This is a genomic window from Pseudoalteromonas sp. SG44-17, assembly GCF_014164235.1.
GTDB lineage: Bacteria > Pseudomonadota > Gammaproteobacteria > Enterobacterales > Alteromonadaceae > Pseudoalteromonas > Pseudoalteromonas rhizosphaerae.
In genome coordinates, this window is the sequence record NZ_JACJEV010000004.1 from 1 (window position 1) to 19,369 (window position 19,369).

Genomic DNA, 19,369 nt, shown 5'->3' on the forward strand with positions numbered 1-19,369 from the left:
CTCGCTAAGCGTTGCTGTCTGCCGTCTCAGTGGGGTCGCATTATAGGGCGCGGCGAATTTTACGCAAGCGTTTTTTAAAGAAAACTTGAAATAAAGTGCTGTTCGTTCAATTTACGCGCTAAACACACTAAAACCCCTAGTCAACTGTACAAAATAACAACGACTTTTCCCTGAAAGGATCTTCAGTATTATCTATTATCGATATTTCGCAAGTTTTTGGCATAAAAAAAGCGCCATTAACTTCGGCGCTTTCCATAAAACAAAATAAAAACTTGTTAATAGAGGATACTGTAAAGCTTTCTTCTATATTTAGCCGCTAAACTATCACCATCCGGTAAAGAGGCAATAATAGCTAAATAACTTACCTTGGCATCGGCAAAATTCAAATCTTTTTTCAACACTGTAAATAGTAACTCTAACGCTTGCTCTTTTTTGCCTGCTTGGTCGTATGCTGCACTTAGTTCAACTTTTAATTCAAGATCGTTAGGATACTTTTCAACTTTCGCTTGTAATGCTTTTAGCTCTGGCGATTCTTGTGCTTGAAGTGCTTGTGCGCACTTTGCTTGAATATTTGTAAAGTATGCATCTTGCTCATTTTCATTTACTGAAGCTAACAAAGCTTGCGCGTCATCCAGTTTATGAATTTGAATGCATATATCTGCCAATACTAATTTTATACGCGCATTTGTATTGTCTAATTCGTAAGCCTGCTTGGCAAAATTAAACGCTTGATTTAAATCCTGAGCGATCAGTGCTTGCTTGGCTTGTTCTAACAACATTTCATGAGGCTGCGGTAAATGTTTACTTAACGCTTCTCTGATTTGAGTTTCAGCTTGTGCACCGGCTAATACATCAACAGGTGCTGAATCTTTTAATAGCACTAAGGTTGGTAATGTTTGTAGTCCAACTTGCTGTGCTAGTTGTGCTGCGAGTGCTTGCTCTAAATCACAATCTAATGTGGCAACTAATATATAGTCACCATAATCTTTGGCTATTGTCTGTAAAATAGCTGCTTGGGATTGACACTCTGGACTTTGTGCTGAAAAGAAACTTAACAGGACTAGTTTTTGTTGTGATGTTTCACCCAGCACTTGTTGAAGATTTTGCGGATTAACATTTACCATATTATTCATTGCTATTGATTGCCATATCAGACTATTTAGGGTTTTATATGGAGGCAAACATAATAATTACAAGCCCAGAATCACAAGCCATAAATCAAAAAGGTCTTTTATGAAATTTCATAGTCTATACGCTGCACTTATACTGCTTAGTCCATTAGCAAGCTCAACAACCTTGGAGCTGAAGTTAGATAAAACGATGCCTGCCATTGAAAAGTTTTACTTAGATTTACACCAGTCCCCAGAACTTTCATACCATGAGCAAGAAACGGGAGAAAAGCTTGCCACCAAATTACGTGCGCTTGGCTATGAGGTGACCGACAATGTGGGTGGCTTTGGTGTAGTAGGCTTATATAAAAATGGTGATGGCCCGACAATAATGATCCGTACTGATACAGACGGCTTACCAATCATAGAACAAACTGGTAAATCATATGCTTCAACAGTCACTGTTATGAATGATGAAGGAGCAAACGTTGGTGTGATGCACGGATGTGGTCATGATATTCATATGAGTTCATTTATTGGTACTGCGCAACAATTAATGCTACATAAAGATGCATGGCAAGGAACCTTAATGATGGTGGCACAACCTGCAGAAGAGGTGGGAGGCGGTGCAAAAGCGATGCTCAAAGAAGGTTTATTTAGTAAATATCCGACTCCTGATCACGTTATCGCTTTGCATGTTAGTGCGAGTGTTCCTGCAGGACAAGTCAGTATGAAAAATGAGTACACCATGGCCAGTGTGGATTCAGTAGATATTACGGTTAAAGGTAAAGGTGGTCATGGTGCTTACCCACATATGACTATTGACCCTGTTGTTATCGCATCACGGATCGTGTTGGCACTGCAAACAATTACCAGTCGCGAATTATCACCTCTTGAACCCTCAGTAATCACAGTGGGTTCAATTCACGGTGGAGCTAAACATAATGTAATTTCGAATGAAGTAAAGCTACAGCTGACACTTAGAAGTTATAATCCTAAAATTCGCGAGCAACAAATTGCAGCTATAAAACGTATAACTAAAGGCATTGCATTAAGTGCAGGATTGGATGAAAGCTTAATACCAGTGGTTTATGTACATGAAGATGAGTCAATCCCATCTACATATAACGACCCTGCACAAACTAATATTGTACGTAGTGCGATTAGCTCGGCGATTGGACAAAGTAATGTGCTTGAAACCGAAGCGGTTATGGCAGGGGAAGATTTTGGTTTATATGGCCGCACAGATAAAAACATCCCTATCACCTTATTTTGGTTAGGTGGTGTAGAGCAAGCTCAATATCAAGCGGCACAAACATCAGGGGCAACTTTACCTTCACTACATTCAAGTAAATTTGCACCTGACTATAAAGTTGCAATCCCCACAGGTATCACTGCGATGAGTAACGCTGCGGTGGCTTTGTTTAATCAATAATCTTAGCAATGGATGACTAAGCCGATTTTGTTTTTGGTTTAGTTTTTCTTGTAAAACGCCGCTTTTGCGGCGTTTTTGGTAATTGTGCAAATACGTTGCTATCACAATTTTTGGCAAGTTCCACAAAAGCCGCTAAATCCACTAATAAAGGATTTAAAAATTGTTGATAACTCATTTGTTGTTCTGCTATGTCGCCCAACGATGCTTCCCATTTTGCGGTTAAGTCTGGGCTGGCTAAACCATGCGGTAACGCACTGATCAATGCTTTACCTGTATCGGTTGCTAAAATGAGTTTACCTTGACGTCTTAAAAATTGTCTTCTAAATAATAACTCTAAAATACCCGCTCTGGTTGCTTCGGTTCCTAAGCCGTCTGTTTCTTTGAGTATTTTTTTGATTTCTGGATCTTTAACGTACCGACTAATACCTGTCATTGCACTAAGCAGCGTTGCATCATTGAAATGAGCTGGCGGGCTGGTCATTTTATCAATTACTTCACCGCGTTCACACTGCAACTGTTGCCCTTTAATTAATGGCGGCAATATCTGCTCATCTTTTAATGCGGTTTTTCCCATTAACGCTTTAAAGCCTAAACTTACATCTTGTTTTGCGTTGGCTTTAAAGATACCACCATTAATTGTTATTTCAGCCTTTGTTTCATTGTAAATGTAGTCTGGATAAAACTGGATCAGATAATGACGGCTAATAAGACCATACACTTTACCTTCTTCAACGCTCAAACTTGCTGACTTTTGCTGCTTAGCGGTAGGAATAATGGCGTGATGCGCAGCCACCTTAGCATCGTTAAAACACTTACTGCGTTTACTCACATCTGCGCCTTGGCAATGAGTGTCATTTTGCCCGCCATTGATGGCAATTGCCTTTATTATACTGGCTGCTTCTTGGTGATGATCTTTGGGCAAGTAACGATTGTCTGAACGTGGATAGGTAATTAGCTTGTGACGCTCATATAAATTTTGACAAATATCCAATACCTTTTGTGCAGGCATTGAAAAAGCTTTCGCAGCATCAATTTGTAACGCTGACAAATTATACGGCAAAGGTGCTTGTTGCTTTTTCTGCTTTTGTTCAAGCGCAGTAACTTCACCTGATTGATTAGAAATTCGCGACGCAACATTCTCAGCAAGGCCTCGATGGAGCACTCGCCCCTCTTCATCTTGATAAGGTTCACACGCTTTGCTTGGTTGCCACTTTGCTGTAAACGGCTCTTTATTTTCGGTACTTAAATGAGCTAATACTTCATAAAAAGGTTTTGGCACAAAATTAGCAATCTCGTTATCACGCTGGACAACCAATCCTAATATCGGTGTTTGTACACGCCCTACTGATAATACATTACCAAACCCTGCTTTTTGACCTGCAAGCGTATAGGCGCGCGTTAAATTCATACCAAACAGCCAATCAGCTCGCGAACGCGCCAAAGCAGATACACTAAGTGGAATAAATTCACGGTTAGAGCGAACGTTTTGCAGCGACTTTTTAACCGCGCTAACATTCAAATCACTGATCAATAAACGTTGAATTTGCTGTTTTTTGGCTTGGCTAAGTTTAACTTGCTCAATCACCTCATCAACAAGTAATTGCCCTTCTCTGTCTGGATCACCAGCATGAACAAGTTGATCAGCTTGTTTGATTAACTTTTTAAGTACCGTAAGTTGCTTACGAGTTTTAGATTTTGCTTTTAACTGCCATTGCTGTGGGATAATCGGTAAGTCATCAAAGCGCCATTTTTTATATTGCTCATTATAATCATCAGGCTCTGCTTGCTCGAGCAAGTGGCCTATACACCAAGAAACACAATCGCCATTAGCCACTTCAATATAGCCATCATGTTTTTTATGAGGCTTTGGTAGCGCATCAGCAATGGCACGACCTAAAGATGGCTTCTCGGCTATATAAAGTTTCATAGGGCACTATCAACAACTGGTTATTTACACAGTAGTTTAGCACACGTAATTTAATCTACAAATAGTTAATGATTAGCTCTTTAGACTGCGATTTTTTCGCATAAATAAATACAACAGAGGAAGGTAGCACACTACGACAGTGCCAATATTGATTAACGGTAATAACGTTTTATATAGCATAGTGCTATACGATAAATCCCAAAGGTGGCGATCCACTAATCTAAATAATTGTAAGATAGGCGCACTAATTACAACCAACTGACCAATCACACTTTGCCAAAGATACACTTTATCTTTAATAGCCCAGTAAGCAATCAAAGCCATCCAAGCAATATCATTAAAAGCCCAAACTACATAACGCCAAATATAAGGGTCATCTAACTCTCTAAGGCTATTATGTATCAAGGTTCCATATAAAAAAAATAATGCAGTCGTTAAGGTAAAACGCAAAGCAAGCCAATCTTTGCGAAGATAAAAAACAAAAATAGCTGGGCTTAAAATAAACACCCAGCTTTTAGTTAGTATTGATATAGCACTTATAAACCAATCAGGCATTAGCTAGTCTGGCTTTTTATCATCGTCACCATCACCATTGCCCGGCATATAGCTATATTTATCAACGTTTTTCATCAGACACTCCGTTACACTTGTTAAAAAACTACTTTAAGCTAAATTAGGTACTTTGCCAAGCATCTTAACGCACATCTATCGGATCTGATTCCTTAGCCTTGCCTTGCATTATTGAAATTTCCACGCGGCGATTACGTCGTCTATCCGCATCAGAATCATTTGGAACAAGTGGTCGAGTTTCGGCATGACCGACAACAACCATTCTGGTTTTATCAAAGCCTTGTGCTTTTTGCATTTCAGTTGCAACCGCAACTGCACGCTTCGATGATAAATCCCAGTTATTGGTATACAGCTCATTCGAAACTTGAAAATCATCAGTATGACCAGACACCGTAATTTCACCTGGCACATCTTTTAGTAACGCAGCTATATCACGAATAATTGGTTTAAACTTAGGTTGTAAAAATGCACTCCCAGATGGAAATGAACCATTTTCACGAATACGAATAATAATTTGCTGACCTAATGATTCCAACTCAACAGCACCATCCATGATTTGTTGTTCCAATTGCTGGGCTATCTTTTTAACTAACTCATTAACCTGCTCTTGATCAGCTGCAGAAATAGATTGTTCTGATGCTTGTTGTTGCGCCGTACTTTGTGACTCACCGCCACGCTTATTACCGCGTTGCTCTTGACGACCGCCAGCTGAGCTTTCATCACCAGCCTGAAACTCAAGCATTTGCTGGGTCATTTCGACAGTTTGCTGTTGAATGGTTTCGATTGGAGTAGGTTCAGGTTTACCTGGGGTGAACTCCATCGCGATAACGGATGTTCCTTTGGGAATATCTTTTACTTCTATTTTATTTTGTACACCAAAGGCAAACTTCATTGAGCCTGCGATTTGTTTAAATTTAAGTACATCCATTTCTGAAAACGCGAGTAAAAGTACAAAGAAGCACATCAATAGTGACATCAAATCCGCGAAGGTACCCATCCATGCTGGTAACCCGGGTGGTGGACACTTGCACTCTTGATCTGACATGCTTACTCCTCAGTATCCACTTTTCGTTTTGATTCAGCTAGGTAGTTTTTCAAAATACCTTCGATGACTTTTGGGTTTTGGCCATCTTGTATACCTAATACCGCATCTAAAATTAGCCGCTGATTCATTGCTTCTTCGTCTTTACGCAATTCCAATTTTACTTGGATAGGAATTGCCACCACGTTTGCTAAAAACGCACCATATAATGTTGTTAAAAGCGCTACCGCCATCGCAGGACCAATCGCTTTAGGGTCATCCATATTCGACAACATCGCAACTAGACCAATCAAAGTACCGATCATACCCATCGCAGGCGCAATATCGGCAAGCGCTTTAAACAAACCGGCCCCAGATTCATGACGAGTAGAAGTAAGAGAAATATCTTTTTGCAAGGTGGCACGAACAACATCAGCGTCATGACCGTCAACAAGCATATCAACCCCTTTACGCATAAACGCATTGGGTATTTCTGCTTCCTCTAGTGCTAAAAATCCGCCTTTACGGGCCGAGTCTGCAAGTTCAACTGCTTTTTCGATAAGCTCTTCAGGTGACTCTATTTTGAACATGAAGGCTTTAGCTGCGACTTTACCGATACCGAGGAATTGACTCATCGTATAGTTTGATAACACTATAAAAATCGAACCACCGAAAACAATAACCACCGATGGCGTGTTATAAAACATAGCCACTTCGCCGCCACTACTTAGTACCATTGACATAGCAATAAGACCAATAGCTCCGAGAATACCTATAATGGTTGCTAAATCCACTTACCCCTCCAGAGGAATCGATGCTTTGTTGCTACCAGCAACAAATTTTTATTATTAACAGCTTATCGGCAATCTATTGAATTACTTAAACCATTTAATGAAAAAAATGAAATGAAAGTTTTCAACCCTATTTGGCATTTTAAGCTACCATTGATAACCTGCAAGGTTTAAGCAAAGGTATAAATAATTAAAAGTGGCAAGAAAACAATTAATTATTCAAAAAAAATGCATCACCCTTTGACCTAGTTTAGCATTCCCCCTAAAATTGGCCTCACATTTCTATCATCTAAGTTAAATCAGTATGGCGACGAAAAAACCAGAGAACCTAAGCTTCGAGCAAGCGCTTGATGAATTATCCTTAATCGTCACAGAAATGGAGCAAGGAGAGCTTTCCCTTGAGCAATCGTTAAAACAGTTTGAACGCGGTATTGCTTTAGCTGGCGCATCTTCAAGTAAGTTACAACAAGCTGAACAAAAAGTGGCGATTTTAATGGGTAGTGATAGTCAGTCACCACTTACTAACTTTGATAATGATTTGGAATAACGGGTGTTAATAACAGAGCAAATAAAATGTGCTCAACAAGATGTTGAAGCCACTCTCAATCGGTATTTTGAGCAACCGCTCGATACCGAGCAAAGCATCAAACAAGCCACCCACTACAGCGTTTTAAATGGCGGTAAACGATTACGGCCATTTTTAGTGTATGCCACGGGAAAAATGCTTGGCGCAAATAAACAAGATTTAGACGTGTTGGCTGCTGCTATTGAATGTATTCATAGTTATTCGTTAGTTCATGATGATTTACCCGCGATGGATGACGACGACCTGCGACGTGGTAGACCGACTTGCCATATTGTCTATGGCGAAGCTCATGCTATTTTAGCTGGTGATGCGCTGCAAACATTAGCGTTTGATTTAATTGCTAACCATTCATTTAACGTTCCTGCACAGCAACAGTTAAAAATGATTGCAGCACTTGCCAAAGCATCGGGTATTGAAGGTATGGTCGGTGGTCAAGCACTGGATATTGCAGCGACTGACAAATTAGTCAATTTAGCTGAGCTCGAACGTATCCATAAATTAAAAACAGGTGCTTTGTTAAATTGTGCAATTACTTTAGGTGCATTATGCGCAGCTGATACAAATCAACAAACATTATTACAATTAAAACAGTTTGGTGATGCAATTGGACTGGCTTTTCAGGTGCAAGACGATATTCTTGACATCGAAGGTGATACCCAAGTCTTAGGTAAACCACAAGGCTCCGATGTTGCAGCAAATAAAGCGACCTACCCTGCTCTACTTGGGCTTACAGGTGCAAAACAAAAAGCACAATCATTACTAAAATGCGCACTCGATGCGTTAGCAGCAATAGATGCTGACACTTCTGAGCTAGAAAACTTGGCAAAATACATTGTTGAACGCGATTATTAATTCTAGGCTCTAGCTTGAGCAAGTAATGATGTACAAAATAACTAAAGAATCAGAGTAATATTACGCTATAATGACCTCTGGTTAGCGAAGGATGTATTAAAAATCATGACACTTGATAGTAGCAAGTATCCATTATTAGGTTTGGTTGACGAACCAGCCCAGTTGCGTGATTTAGCGCAAGACAAATTACCTGCTTTTAGTAATGAGTTACGTGATTACTTACTAAACTCAGTCTCGCAAAGTAGTGGTCACTTAGCATCAGGTTTAGGCACAGTTGAGCTTACTGTAGCGCTTCATTATGTATATAACACCCCTGAAGATCGCTTAGTATGGGATGTAGGCCATCAAGCATACCCACATAAAATTCTCACAGGGCGCCGTGATCAAATGCACACGATCCGCCAAAAAGACGGTTTACATCCGTTTCCATTTCGTGAAGAAAGCCACTACGACACTTTTAGTGTTGGCCATTCAAGCACCTCGATCTCTGCTGCTTTAGGCATGTCAATTGCGGCGCAAAAAGAAGGCAAAGGACGAAAAACAGTAGCGGTTATTGGTGATGGTGCGATTACCGCGGGTATGGCGTTTGAAGCAATGAATCACTTAGGTGATGTTAAATCTGACATGCTGATCATATTAAACGATAACGAAATGTCGATTTCTGAAAATGTCGGTGCACTAACTAATCATTTCGCTCGTATCTTATCAGGCAGTTTTTACACTAACATTCGTGAAGGTAGTAAAAAGCTGCTATCTGGCGTGCCACCAGTAAAAGAATTAGCCAGCCGCATGGAAGAGCACTTAAAAGGCATGGTTATCCCAGGCACCTTTTTTGAAGAGTTAGGCTTAAATTACATTGGCCCAATTGATGGTCATGATGTAAACATGTTGGTTGATACACTGCGCAATATGCGTAACCTAAAAGGGCCGCAGTTACTGCATATCAAAACCCAGAAAGGTAAAGGCTATAAACCAGCAGAAGCAGATCCAATAGGCTATCACGGCGTACCTAAGTTCGACCCTGCGATTTCCAGCCTACCAAAATCAAAACCAGGCGCTGCGACTTTTTCTAAAGTATTTGGCGATTGGTTGTGTGACATGGCAAGTCAAGATGAAAAGCTTATGGCAATCACCCCGGCTATGCGTGAAGGCTCAGGCATGGTGCGTTTTTCAAAAGAATACCCTGAGCAATATTTTGATGTTGCCATTGCCGAGCAACACGCGGTTACTTTAGCCGCAGGTTTTGCCTGCGAAGGCTTAAAACCAGTTGTCGCTATTTATTCAAGCTTTTTACAACGTGCCTACGATCAGCTTATTCACGATGTTGCTCTGCAAAACTTACCCGTGTTATTTGCAATTGACCGTGCTGGTATTGTTGGTGCTGATGGCGAAACTCATCAAGGCGCATACGATTTAAGCTTTATCCGTTGTATCCCCAATATGATTATCATGGCACCGAGTGATACTAATGAATGTCGTCAAATGCTGTACACTGGTTATCGTTGTAACAGCCCTGTTGCAGTTCGTTATCCTCGTGGTAGTGCTGGCACAACTGAAATCTGCGAGCAAATGACCGAGCTTGAAATTGGTAAAGGTCGTGTGATTAAACAAGGCGCTAAAATCGCAGTTTTATCCTTTGGTACTTTACTTGAAAACGCTCAACTGGCAGTCAATGAATTAAATGCCAGCCTCGTTGATATGCGTTTTGTTAAACCTCTTGATAGCGCACTAATCGACACTTTATTAGCCGATCATGACGTCATTGTAACCCTTGAAGATAACGCGATTGTTGGTGGTGCAGGCTCTGCTGTTAATGAATATTTAGCAGCTATAAAAGCAAAAGTAAGCATCCTTAATTTAGGTATTCCTGATGAGTTCATCAAGCATGGAACACAAGAACAAATGCATGATGAAATGGGCTTAGGTGAACAAGGTATCTTAACCTCAATCAAAGCCTTTATAAGCTAACATCCTATTTAATAAAAAAAGGAGCCGCTGGCTCCTTTTTTATTCTCACGTGATTAGAGCTAGCGCATCCACACTTTGATATCTGCTAAACCATTGGCTTGTAATACGCTCAGTTGTTGCTCAACATTATTGGTTTGCTCAAATTCAAAGGCATCTAACTGTTCATCAAAGGTGATGTTTGCAATACCATCGCCACCGCGCTTTTTAACTTGATGTAGCGCGATATCCGCTAAGTTGACAGAGGTTTCCCAACCAATAACCTGACCACCTAATAATGGTAATGGGTAAAATGAAAAGCCAATCGATGCAGTCAAGTTTATACTGTCACCACTGGGCAACTTAAATGTGTGATCAGCAATTACTTTACACAGCTGTGCAACATAACTGTCGATTGCAGTGCGTTTAAAGTCACGTAGCAGTAACAAGAATTCATCACCACTCCAACGGGCAACATAATCGGATCCTTGCGTACGAGAGTTAAGCAATGCAGCCATTTGCTGCAAACAACTATCACCACCAATCGGTCCATAAGCGTCATTAATGCGGCTAAAATTATCAAAATTAATGATTAGCAACACCAAGGATTTCCCCTGCGCTTGTAATGATTGTGAGTTACGCTGGAAGTGCTCTATATCTTTTGGTAGTTGATCAAATAAGAAGCGGCGGCTTCTCAGCCCAGTAAGTTCATCAGAGTGACTCATAAGCTTTAGCTGAGAGTTAACTTGATTAAGCTTATCATTAGCTTGGCGCAGCTCCCCGGTGCGTTCTGTGATTAAACTTTCAAGCGCGGTTTGCTTACGGCGTTCTTGCTTTCTAAATACCCAAAACACTAAATAAAATAATAAAATAAAACTACCAGTGATCAACAGCCGAAAATAAATTGTTTCATCAAACCGTCTTGGTACTACAAATGAATATTCCGTACTTTGCGCTTTTTGCCAACCTTCACCTTGTCGTTTAGCCTCAAGTTGAAACAAAAATGCACCAGGCGGTAAATTGGTATAAATAGCTTCACGGCGGGTATTAGCATAACGCCAATCGCTGTCTAAACCAGTTAAACGATAGCGAAACTCAATACTGGTCGGTGCATAATAGTCTATCGCAGTGTATTTAAGGGTGATATCACGCTCATCGATTTCTAATTCAGGATTACGCCCTAATGCAGCTGTTGCAAGTTTACGTATCCCAGTATTTAAACTCTCAACCTTTGGCTGTAATGGTTTAACGCCAAACAGCTCAATATCTTTAGGGATCTCCACGACCCCCTGTAGGCTCGGATACCACATTGAATTGCCTAACTCCGCCACAGCATCATGGCCAAGGCCGGTACAACACTGGCTGGCCTTACCGTCTAGTTGACGATCGTATGACGAAATAACCTGCTCTACTTTTAAGCTTTCAATATCGTTACTAAACTGCTCAACCGGCATTCGGTAGACACCTTTCATGGTACTAACCCATATGCGCTTGAGCTTTTCATCATAACGTAAACTAAAAATAGAACCGTAAGGTAAGCCATTGGTAGCATCTAACTGACGCCAATGCCCTTGTGTGCTTCGATAAAATAAACCATCATTTAATGAGCCGATTAATATACCAACTCCATCAATGTTTAAGATGCTTGTAACATAAGCACTTTCAAGACTCGTTTGATCGCCAATTTTTTCAATACCACGATCAGTAAAGTAGTAAGCGCCTTTGCTAGTGCCAATTAAACCAAAATTAGCTTCATCAACGACATAAGTAATAAACTTACTGCCTAAAAATGCGTTATAAGCAAATGGGGTTAAACCACCGTAACTAAGCCGATACATACCCCGGCCAGTACCAAGCCAAAAGCCTCCTTTGCTGGAGCGACTAATCGCAAACACCGGGTTATCTTTTAAAGCGCGTCCAGGGACAGTGAACAAGGTGTTGTTTTCATAAATATACACACCACGCCCAGTGGCGATATATAACCGTGAGCCATCAAACTGTAAATCATGCACGGCTGCACGTCCGTATTGATTACTTGGGATTTGATTGATAAAGTTTTTATCTAAATCAAAGTAGCCTACACCACTGCGGTTAGCGACCCACAATCTCCCATCGGGCGCTTGGCTAATGGCCATAACCGCTTCGGTCATTTGTGATATAGCTGAGTGACGTTCTATTCTGCCTTCGTGCGCAAGCCATAATCCTTCACTAAAACTCGCAAGCCAAATATTATTATCATTATCGCGATATAAATCAGCAAACCAAATACTTTGGTCAAGTTGGCTCGGTTCAACCCATTGCCAATCGCCGGAGTTGTCTCGAAACAGTAAGCGCCCATAGGTCGAAATCCACAGTGCTCCATTTGAGTCACTCATAAATTTATAAACCGCTGAGTTATTCGCATTGGGAAGTGGAAAAGGCCTTAACTCGTCATCTAAATCTAAAAAGTAAGCACCGAGCTCTGACGCTAAATATAAGTTTCCTTCCAGCCATGCTAAATCGTGAATAATCGTTTGTGCTAAACGCTCAGGTATCGATACCTTAGCAGTTAGTTCTAAGCGTAACTTTGCAAAATCAGAGGAGGAATTAGTTAACCGTAGCAAGTATCGTTCATTCACCAGCCAGATCCCTTCTGGCGATAATGCCAGCTGACTGACAGTACCAACAATCTGCTTTACTGAACTGGCACTCATCACAGGGACTAGTAAGTCATGCACTGCGCTGACATTGATCTGATTGCGAGATACAAAGTACAGGCCATTCGCTGCTATCCAAATACTGCCTTTCGCATCTTCGATAACATCGCGTACAGGGCCTTTTACACTAAACTCTTGCGCTGCCATAGTGGTGGGATCGATGACCACAATACCATCTTTAGTACCAATCCATAAATAGCCTTCGCTATCGACAAGTAATTTATTAATGCCGTTACTGGGTAAAAAATTACTATTTAAGGTGTTGTAATTAGTGAATGTATTGCCATCAAAGCGACTGAGGCCAAACTGAGTTCCCAGCCACATATAGCCTTGCTTATCTTGCACGACACTTTTAAGTGACTGCGATGGTAAGCCATTTTGCATATTCCATTGTTTTACAACATAGTCGGTAATTGACGCCTTACTTGGCATACTGCAGAACAGCACAATAATAACCAATAAAAATCGCATCATAACGTCAATACCTCGTTGCAAAACTAAGGTTAAAAGGGCAAATAACCCATTTTAAACAATGCCTGAACACAAATTAAAGAAAATATACCAGCTAAAACATCATCCGCCATAATACCTACACCACCATGAACCCGCTTATCAAGAAAGCGAATAGGACCTGGTTTAGCGATATCAAAAAAACGAAATAACAAAAAACCCACTAACAAAGACTGCCAACTTAATGCAGCTCCGATCATGGTAATGTAAAATCCGGCAACTTCATCCCATACAATCGCGGGATGATCATGTACTCCCAGATCATCAGCGGTTTTGCCACATGCCCATATACCAAAAATACTAATAACCACCGCAAATACAATTTGTAACCACAACGGGAAATACATAGTAGTAAAAATAAACGGTAGCGCAGCAAAGGTACCAAACGTACCCGGCGCTTTAGGCGCTAACCCTAAACCAAAGCCCAAACCAAAAAATTGATGAGGGCGCTTTAAATTAAATAATGCAGGTTTATTCAAACCGACTCCTTGGTGAAGTGTTCAAAACCAGCATCATCATATGCTAATTTTTCGCCATCGAGCATCAGCTCAACTTCGCCTTCACCACTTTTTATTTGTCCAATGCAGGCTGCATCTACACCATACTGGCGCAATTTCATTTCCAGCATACTTTTATTGCTATCAGGTACCGTAAATAACAACTCATAGTCATCGCCATAATTGAGGATAAACGGCAGTTGTTGATCTCGTTCTAAAGTAGCACGCAATGCATCCGAGGTTGGTATTTTATTCACATCAATACAAGCGCTAACTTGCGACAGAGCTAAAATATGTCCAAGATCTGCCAATAGACCATCTGAGATATCAATCGCTGATGATGCTAAACCGCGTAATACTTGCCCCGCAGCAACACGCGGAGTTGGGTAATCAAATCGTTGATTAACGTACCTTAAGTGCTCTGGAGCAATCTTAATATCTTGCTTACGAGCTTCAATCGCAAGCCCGGCATCACCTAGCGGCCCTGTAACATAAACCCAGTCACCTACTTTAGCACCGCTTCGGCGCAGTGCTTTACCTGCAGGCACTGTACCTTTAGCACAAATAGTAATTGTTAACGGCCCTTGCGTGGTATCGCCACCAATGATTTGAACATTAAAATACTCTGCGATTTCATGCATGCCTTCGGTGAATTCTTCCAGCCACTCAACATCAATATTTGGCAACGTTAAAGCAACCGAAACCCACGTAGGCTCAGCCCCCATAGCAGCTAAATCACTTAAGTTTACGGCAAGAGCACGATGGCCTAATGCACGCGGATCGATGTCATCAAAAAAATGTACGCCTGCTACCAGTGTATCGGTGGTAATCGCTAACTGACAATTTTCAGGAACAGTAACCAATGCACAATCGTCACCAATCCCTAAATTAACATCGCGACGAGTTATGCCACGACCTTTAAAGTAGCGATTTATTAATTCAAATTCCTTCATACACAAAAAAGCCGGCCTATGCCGGCTCTCCTTTTACGGTCGCATTACTTACGTAAATGCTTTACCGCTTTATCAAGTACACCATTAACAAATTTATGGCTGTCTTCAGCGCCAAATATCTTAGCAAGCTCAATACCTTCGTTGATAGCAACCTTATAAGGTACATCTTCACGGAATTTCAGCTCATAGCTGCTTAAACGTAAAATAGCGCGTTCAACTTGGTCTAACTCGTTAAATGGACGAGTTAAATGTGGCGATACTGCTTCGTCTAGTTGCTTATGATTTATAGCAACACCACGCGAAAGATCTTTAAAGTATTCAACATCAATTTTAGTCACATCGTTTTCGATCAACATTTGTTGTTCGATATCGGCAATGGCATTGCCACTTAATTGCCAAGAATAAACGGCTTGAAGTGCTAAGATACGTGCTTTACGTCTTGCTGCTGGTTTCACAAAAATTCCTTAAACTTAAATTTTATCTAACACATTAACCATTTCAAGTGCGCCTAAAGCAGCTTCGCCGCCTTTGTTGCCCATCTTAGTGCCAGCGCGTTCAATCGCTTGCTCAATGCTTTCAGTGGTTAATACGCCAAATGCAATCGGGATATCATACTCAAGCGACACTTGCGCTAAGCCTTTATTTGATTCGCCAGCGACAAGATCAAAATGTGGTGTACCACCTCTGATCACAACGCCTAAAGCGATGATTGCATCATACTCTTTTTTTGCTGCAACGCGTTTCGCCGCTAAAGGTAATTCTACCGCACCTGGTACATAAACTACGGTAATATCATCATCAGATACACCACCAGTACGTTTTAATTCATCAACAGCACCAGCTAATAGGCTGCTACCAATAAAGTCATTAAAACGAGAAATAACGATAGCGAATTTCTTGCCAGGAGCGTATTTATTACCTTCAATAATTTTCATTCGATAACCCTAAAAAATAAGTTCAAGCGGTTGCGATTGCGCAAAAATTGCTGCGCATCATACCATATAAATAAAATAATAGCCTAGTTTAAGCGTTGTGCTTATTGTGGCTCTACGTAGTCAACCACTTCTAAGTGAAAGCCCGATAACGCATGGTACTTTTTAGGTAAGCTCATCAAACGCATTTTTTCAATGCCCAAGTCAGCTAAAATTTGTGACCCTACGCCTACGGTGCGTGAAGTACCTTGGAATTTACGATGCGCTACCGTCTCACCAGCATCTTCTGCAGCAAACGCTTTGACTGTCGCTTCTAGTTCTTCGGTGCATTCTTGCTTACCTAGAATAACTAACACACCTTGATGCTTTGCAATATAAGCCATGGCATCTGACAAGCCCCAGCTTCTATCGGCACTGCGATCAGATAACAAAATATCATTGAAGGTACTTTTTAAATGAACCCGTACTAAGGTTGGTTCATTAGTTTTAACCTCACCATTTAACAGCGCATAATGTAACTGGCCGTCAATGGTATCTTTATAAGTAACTAAATCAAACTCACCATGTACGGTTGGCAACTTACATTTTGCCACTTGCTCAATGGTGGTTTCATTCATGTTACGGTATTCAATTAAATCAGCAATAGTGCCAATTTTGATATTATGTTGCTCAGCAAATACTTCTAAATCAGGACGACGCGCCATGGTGCCATCAGCATTAAGAATTTCCACAATTACTGATGAAGGCTCTAAACCGGCTAAGCGGGCTAAATCACAACCGGCTTCAGTGTGACCGGCACGCGTTAATACGCCACCTGGTTGTGCCATAATAGGAAAGATATGCCCAGGTTGAACGATATCACTTGGTACAGCACCTTTGGCAATCGCAGCTTGCACAGTACGAGCGCGATCAGCAGCAGAAATCCCCGTAGTCACACCTTTCGATGCTTCAATCGACATCGTAAAGTTAGTCGAAAATGCCGCACCATTGTTTTTTACCATTAATGGTAAATCAAGTTGCTCACAGCGCTCTTGAGTCATTGTTAGGCAAATTAAACCACGACCATGAGTGGCCATAAAATTGATCGCTTCAGCACTAATGTGCTCGGCTGCGATAATTAAATCGCCTTCATTTTCTCTGTCTTCATCATCCATTAAAATAACCATTTTACCGGCTTTAATGTCATCAATAATTTCTTGTGCGCTGTGTAAATTCATAATCTGCTCGTGTAAGTTGTGGAGTGCGTTTATTTAATAAAACCGGCTTGGGCGAGTAAACTCATTGAAATATCTGAACTAGCTGGCTGCTCTGCCCCTTTGATCAAACGCTCTAAATAACGCGCGATTTGATCTACTTCTAAGTTCACTTGCGTGCCTACTTTAAAATCAGCAATAGTTGTTTGCTCACTAGTGTGCGGCACAATTGTCAGTTTAAATTTATTATCTGCTACTGCATTTACTGTTAGGCTAATACCATCAATGCATACCGAGCCTTTATAAGGAATATATTTCATTAGTTGTACATCGGTGCTTAACCAGTACTCAACGGCACGCGCATTAGGCGTAATTGCGGTAATAGTCGCGATGCCATCAACATGTCCTGAAACTAAGTGACCACCTAAACGAGATACTGGCTGCATGGCTTTCTCAAGGTTTACAGTTTGCCCTTGTTTATAGTGAGCAAATCCCGTTAAACTAATAGTCTCATTTGATAAGTCAGCGCTAAATCCATCACTGTGCTTGGCCACAACCGTTAAGCAAACCCCATTAGTTGCAATGCTATCGCCTAAATTTACATCGGCCATATCAAGGTTATTACTTTTAATGCGGATAGCTAAATCGCCTTGCTTTTGTTGTAACTCGCTAATAGTGCCCGTTGCTTCGATGATCCCAGTAAACATAGTGGTTACTCTTTAGTTATTTGGTTTAGATGAGGCTTTGCGTGGTGTCGCCGTGATACGAATATCGTCACCGATACACACACACTCATTAATTGATAAATTAACAACGTCCTGCATACTTGTCAGCTCTGTAAAGTTTAGTAAGCTTTTGCCGTCATTCCCTAACAATTTCGGCGCCAGATAAACAATATATTCATCAATTAAATTACATTCAGTCATTTGGCCCGCTAAGGTTGCCCCTGCCTCTAACCAAATATGATTAAACTGTTGCTGCGCTAAAAGTTTCATGGCAGCCACTAAATCAACTTTATTATTTTTTTCTGGTACTACAATATGGCTTACGTAATGAGGCCATTGCTGTGATTTATCAAGTTCAGTGGTAAGAATAATTACTTCACTGGCAATGCTAAATAATGCTAGCTCAGGTGTTAAACGATTTTGTGAATCAATAATAATACGTACAGGTTGGCGTACAGGTAATTGCGTTGGTAACGGCTCTGGCAGCTCATCAACACGAACATTGAGTTTTGCATTATCAACTAATACTGTGTCCGCGCCGGTTAAAATAGCGCAGCTTTGTGCGCGCTGTAGTTGCACATCTTGGCGAGCCTTAGGGCCCGATATCCACTTACTTTGACCGTTTTTAAGTGCCGTTTTACCATCAAGGCTTGCGGCCATTTTGCAGGTAATAAATGGCATACCTTGCTCCATGCGCTTTAAAAAGCCACGGTTTAACAGCCTTGCTTGTTGTTCTAACAAACCTGACGCAACCTCAATGCCCGCGTCCGCTAAAATAGCTAAACCTTTACCGGCTACCTGCGGGTTTGGATCAACCATAGCAGCAATTACTTTTACCACGCCAGCAGCTTTTAAACCTTCGGCACACGGCGGTGTGCGACCAAAATGGCTACAAGGTTCAAGCGTGACATAAGCAGTTGCACCAAAGGCTTGGCTACCCGCCATTGCTAATGCATTCACTTCAGCATGGCCTTGGCCGGCAACTTGATGAAAACCTTCACCAACAATAACGTCATTTTTTACTAATACACAGCCAACGTTTGGGTTTGGGGTGGTAGTAAAGCGTCCTTGTTTGGCAAGCTCAATCGCTCGGGTCATATAAGAGAAATCTTGTTCGCTAAACTGATATTGGTTCATATCACTCTCCCAAACGGGCAATTTCTTCACCAAATTCACGAATATCTTCGAATGAACGGTATACCGATGCAAATCTGACGTAAGCGACTTTATCGAGTTTTTTCAACGCTTCCATAATGCATTCGCCAATCAGGTGACTGGAAATCTCACGCTCGCCGGTGGCACGTAATTGCGATTTAATAATATTGACCACTTCATCAACTTGCTCGGTACTGACGGGGCGTTTTTCTAATGCGCGGTGTAGACCATTAAGAAGTTTATCTTCATTGAAAGGTTCACGGCTACCGTCTTGTTTGATCACCCGAGGCATTACAAGTTCTGCGCCTTCAAAGGTAGTAAAGCGTTCATGACATTCATTGCATTCACGGCGTCGCCTTACTTGGTGGCCACCTCCCACTAAACGCGAGTCAATCACTTTGGTATCTTTTGCGGTGCAAAATGGACAATGCATAGGTATCAGCTTCCGTTAAAAACAAAAAAGGCCGCTTTTA

Annotated in this window: 18 protein-coding genes; 4 read left to right on the forward strand and 14 right to left on the reverse strand. The window is 41.2% G+C overall.

Annotation, left to right across the window (positions count from 1 at the left end; translation table 11 throughout):
* Positions 1-275: 275 nt before the first annotated feature.
* Entirely contained in the window at positions 276-1,133 is an 858-nt protein-coding gene (locus H5182_RS04150; RefSeq protein ID WP_145241107.1) for a tetratricopeptide repeat protein, read from the reverse strand.
* A 100-nt stretch (positions 1,134-1,233) separates the two neighbouring features.
* On the opposite strand from H5182_RS04150, the gene H5182_RS04155 reads away from it, so the two are divergent.
* Positions 1,234-2,544: a M20 family metallopeptidase gene (locus H5182_RS04155; protein WP_182718320.1), complete on the forward strand. Its 1,311-nt coding sequence runs from the start codon at positions 1,234-1,236 to the stop codon at positions 2,542-2,544.
* 16 nt (positions 2,545-2,560) lie between these two features.
* On the opposite strand, the gene H5182_RS04160 is transcribed toward H5182_RS04155, so the two are convergent.
* The 4 genes from H5182_RS04160 to pomA all read right to left on the reverse strand — a co-directional run bounded on the left by H5182_RS04160 (position 2,561) and on the right by pomA (position 6,856).
* Entirely contained in the window at positions 2,561-4,471 is a 1,911-nt protein-coding gene (locus H5182_RS04160) for a DNA topoisomerase III (protein WP_145241111.1), read from the reverse strand.
* 72 nt (positions 4,472-4,543) lie between these two features.
* Positions 4,544-5,026, reverse strand: coding sequence for a hypothetical protein (locus H5182_RS04165; RefSeq protein ID WP_182734635.1), 483 nt, complete (start codon positions 5,024-5,026; stop codon positions 4,544-4,546).
* Between the two features lie 139 nt (positions 5,027-5,165).
* Complete coding sequence (locus H5182_RS04170) at positions 5,166-6,086, reverse strand: flagellar motor protein MotB (RefSeq protein ID WP_145241115.1); 921 nt, start codon at positions 6,084-6,086, stop codon at positions 5,166-5,168.
* A gap of 2 nt (positions 6,087-6,088) precedes the next feature.
* Complete coding sequence (gene pomA / locus H5182_RS04175) at positions 6,089-6,856, reverse strand: flagellar motor protein PomA (protein ID WP_145241117.1); 768 nt, start codon at positions 6,854-6,856, stop codon at positions 6,089-6,091.
* A 301-nt stretch (positions 6,857-7,157) separates the two neighbouring features.
* Between pomA and H5182_RS04180 the strand changes: the two genes are divergently transcribed.
* From H5182_RS04180 to dxs, 3 genes are all read left to right on the forward strand, one after another.
* Positions 7,158-7,400: an exodeoxyribonuclease VII small subunit gene (locus H5182_RS04180; protein ID WP_145241119.1), complete on the forward strand. Its 243-nt coding sequence runs from the start codon at positions 7,158-7,160 to the stop codon at positions 7,398-7,400.
* A gap of 3 nt (positions 7,401-7,403) precedes the next feature.
* The gene (gene ispA / locus H5182_RS04185; RefSeq protein WP_145241121.1) at positions 7,404-8,291 is read left to right on the forward strand and encodes a (2E,6E)-farnesyl diphosphate synthase; all 888 of its coding nucleotides are present in this window, start codon (positions 7,404-7,406) and stop codon (positions 8,289-8,291) included.
* Between the two features lie 105 nt (positions 8,292-8,396).
* Positions 8,397-10,259, forward strand: coding sequence for a 1-deoxy-D-xylulose-5-phosphate synthase (gene dxs, locus H5182_RS04190; protein ID WP_182759586.1), 1,863 nt, complete (start codon positions 8,397-8,399; stop codon positions 10,257-10,259).
* Between the two features lie 59 nt (positions 10,260-10,318).
* Here the strand turns inward: dxs and H5182_RS04195 are convergent, their stop codons facing one another.
* The 9 genes from H5182_RS04195 to nrdR all read right to left on the reverse strand — a co-directional run bounded on the left by H5182_RS04195 (position 10,319) and on the right by nrdR (position 19,329).
* Entirely contained in the window at positions 10,319-13,405 is a 3,087-nt protein-coding gene (locus H5182_RS04195; protein WP_182731835.1) for a ligand-binding sensor domain-containing diguanylate cyclase, read from the reverse strand.
* 29 nt (positions 13,406-13,434) lie between these two features.
* Positions 13,435-13,920, reverse strand: a complete 486-nt coding sequence (locus H5182_RS04200; protein ID WP_145241127.1) for a phosphatidylglycerophosphatase A — start codon at positions 13,918-13,920, stop codon at positions 13,435-13,437.
* Positions 13,917-14,891 carry a thiamine-phosphate kinase gene (gene thiL, locus H5182_RS04205; RefSeq protein ID WP_145241129.1) on the reverse strand — a complete coding sequence of 325 codons (975 nt, stop codon included), beginning with the start codon at positions 14,889-14,891 and terminating at the stop codon, positions 13,917-13,919. Before thiL ends, H5182_RS04200 begins: the two co-directional genes overlap by 4 nt.
* A gap of 44 nt (positions 14,892-14,935) precedes the next feature.
* A complete protein-coding gene (gene nusB, locus H5182_RS04210; RefSeq protein WP_145241131.1) occupies positions 14,936-15,346 on the reverse strand; it encodes a transcription antitermination factor NusB in 411 nt (136 codons plus the stop codon).
* A gap of 15 nt (positions 15,347-15,361) precedes the next feature.
* Positions 15,362-15,826: a 6,7-dimethyl-8-ribityllumazine synthase gene (ribE, locus tag H5182_RS04215; RefSeq protein ID WP_145241133.1), complete on the reverse strand. Its 465-nt coding sequence runs from the start codon at positions 15,824-15,826 to the stop codon at positions 15,362-15,364.
* A gap of 101 nt (positions 15,827-15,927) precedes the next feature.
* Positions 15,928-17,040 (reverse strand): bifunctional 3,4-dihydroxy-2-butanone-4-phosphate synthase/GTP cyclohydrolase II, encoded by a 1,113-nt coding sequence (gene ribBA, locus H5182_RS04220; protein ID WP_145241135.1) that lies wholly within the window; start codon positions 17,038-17,040, stop codon positions 15,928-15,930.
* Between the two features lie 29 nt (positions 17,041-17,069).
* Positions 17,070-17,723, reverse strand: a complete 654-nt coding sequence (locus H5182_RS04225) for a riboflavin synthase (RefSeq protein WP_145241136.1) — start codon at positions 17,721-17,723, stop codon at positions 17,070-17,072.
* A gap of 12 nt (positions 17,724-17,735) precedes the next feature.
* Entirely contained in the window at positions 17,736-18,878 is a 1,143-nt protein-coding gene (ribD, locus tag H5182_RS04230) for a bifunctional diaminohydroxyphosphoribosylaminopyrimidine deaminase/5-amino-6-(5-phosphoribosylamino)uracil reductase RibD (protein ID WP_182759587.1), read from the reverse strand.
* A gap of 1 nt (position 18,879) precedes the next feature.
* Positions 18,880-19,329, reverse strand: a complete 450-nt coding sequence (gene nrdR, locus H5182_RS04235; RefSeq protein ID WP_016708083.1) for a transcriptional regulator NrdR — start codon at positions 19,327-19,329, stop codon at positions 18,880-18,882.
* Positions 19,330-19,369: the final 40 nt, after the last annotated feature.

Bases quoted from the DNA above. Each gene is read 5' to 3' on its own strand.
- H5182_RS04150 (WP_145241107.1), bottom strand. From the start codon at position 1,133: ATGAATAATATGGTAAATGTTAATCCGCAAAATCTTCAACAAGTGCTG.
- H5182_RS04155 (WP_182718320.1), top strand. From the start codon at position 1,234: ATGAAATTTCATAGTCTATACGCTGCACTTATACTGCTTAGTCCATTA.
- H5182_RS04160 (WP_145241111.1), bottom strand. From the start codon at position 4,471: ATGAAACTTTATATAGCCGAGAAGCCATCTTTAGGTCGTGCCATTGCT.
- H5182_RS04165 (WP_182734635.1), bottom strand. From the start codon at position 5,026: ATGCCTGATTGGTTTATAAGTGCTATATCAATACTAACTAAAAGCTGG.
- H5182_RS04170 (WP_145241115.1), bottom strand. From the start codon at position 6,086: ATGTCAGATCAAGAGTGCAAGTGTCCACCACCCGGGTTACCAGCATGG.
- H5182_RS04180 (WP_145241119.1), top strand. From the start codon at position 7,158: ATGGCGACGAAAAAACCAGAGAACCTAAGCTTCGAGCAAGCGCTTGAT.
- dxs (WP_182759586.1), top strand. From the start codon at position 8,397: ATGACACTTGATAGTAGCAAGTATCCATTATTAGGTTTGGTTGACGAA.
- H5182_RS04195 (WP_182731835.1), bottom strand. From the start codon at position 13,405: ATGATGCGATTTTTATTGGTTATTATTGTGCTGTTCTGCAGTATGCCA.
- thiL (WP_145241129.1), bottom strand. From the start codon at position 14,891: ATGAAGGAATTTGAATTAATAAATCGCTACTTTAAAGGTCGTGGCATA.
- ribE (WP_145241133.1), bottom strand. From the start codon at position 15,826: ATGAAAATTATTGAAGGTAATAAATACGCTCCTGGCAAGAAATTCGCT.
- ribBA (WP_145241135.1), bottom strand. From the start codon at position 17,040: ATGAATTTACACAGCGCACAAGAAATTATTGATGACATTAAAGCCGGT.
- H5182_RS04225 (WP_145241136.1), bottom strand. From the start codon at position 17,723: ATGTTTACTGGGATCATCGAAGCAACGGGCACTATTAGCGAGTTACAA.
- ribD (WP_182759587.1), bottom strand. From the start codon at position 18,878: ATGAACCAATATCAGTTTAGCGAACAAGATTTCTCTTATATGACCCGA.
- nrdR (WP_016708083.1), bottom strand. From the start codon at position 19,329: ATGCATTGTCCATTTTGCACCGCAAAAGATACCAAAGTGATTGACTCG.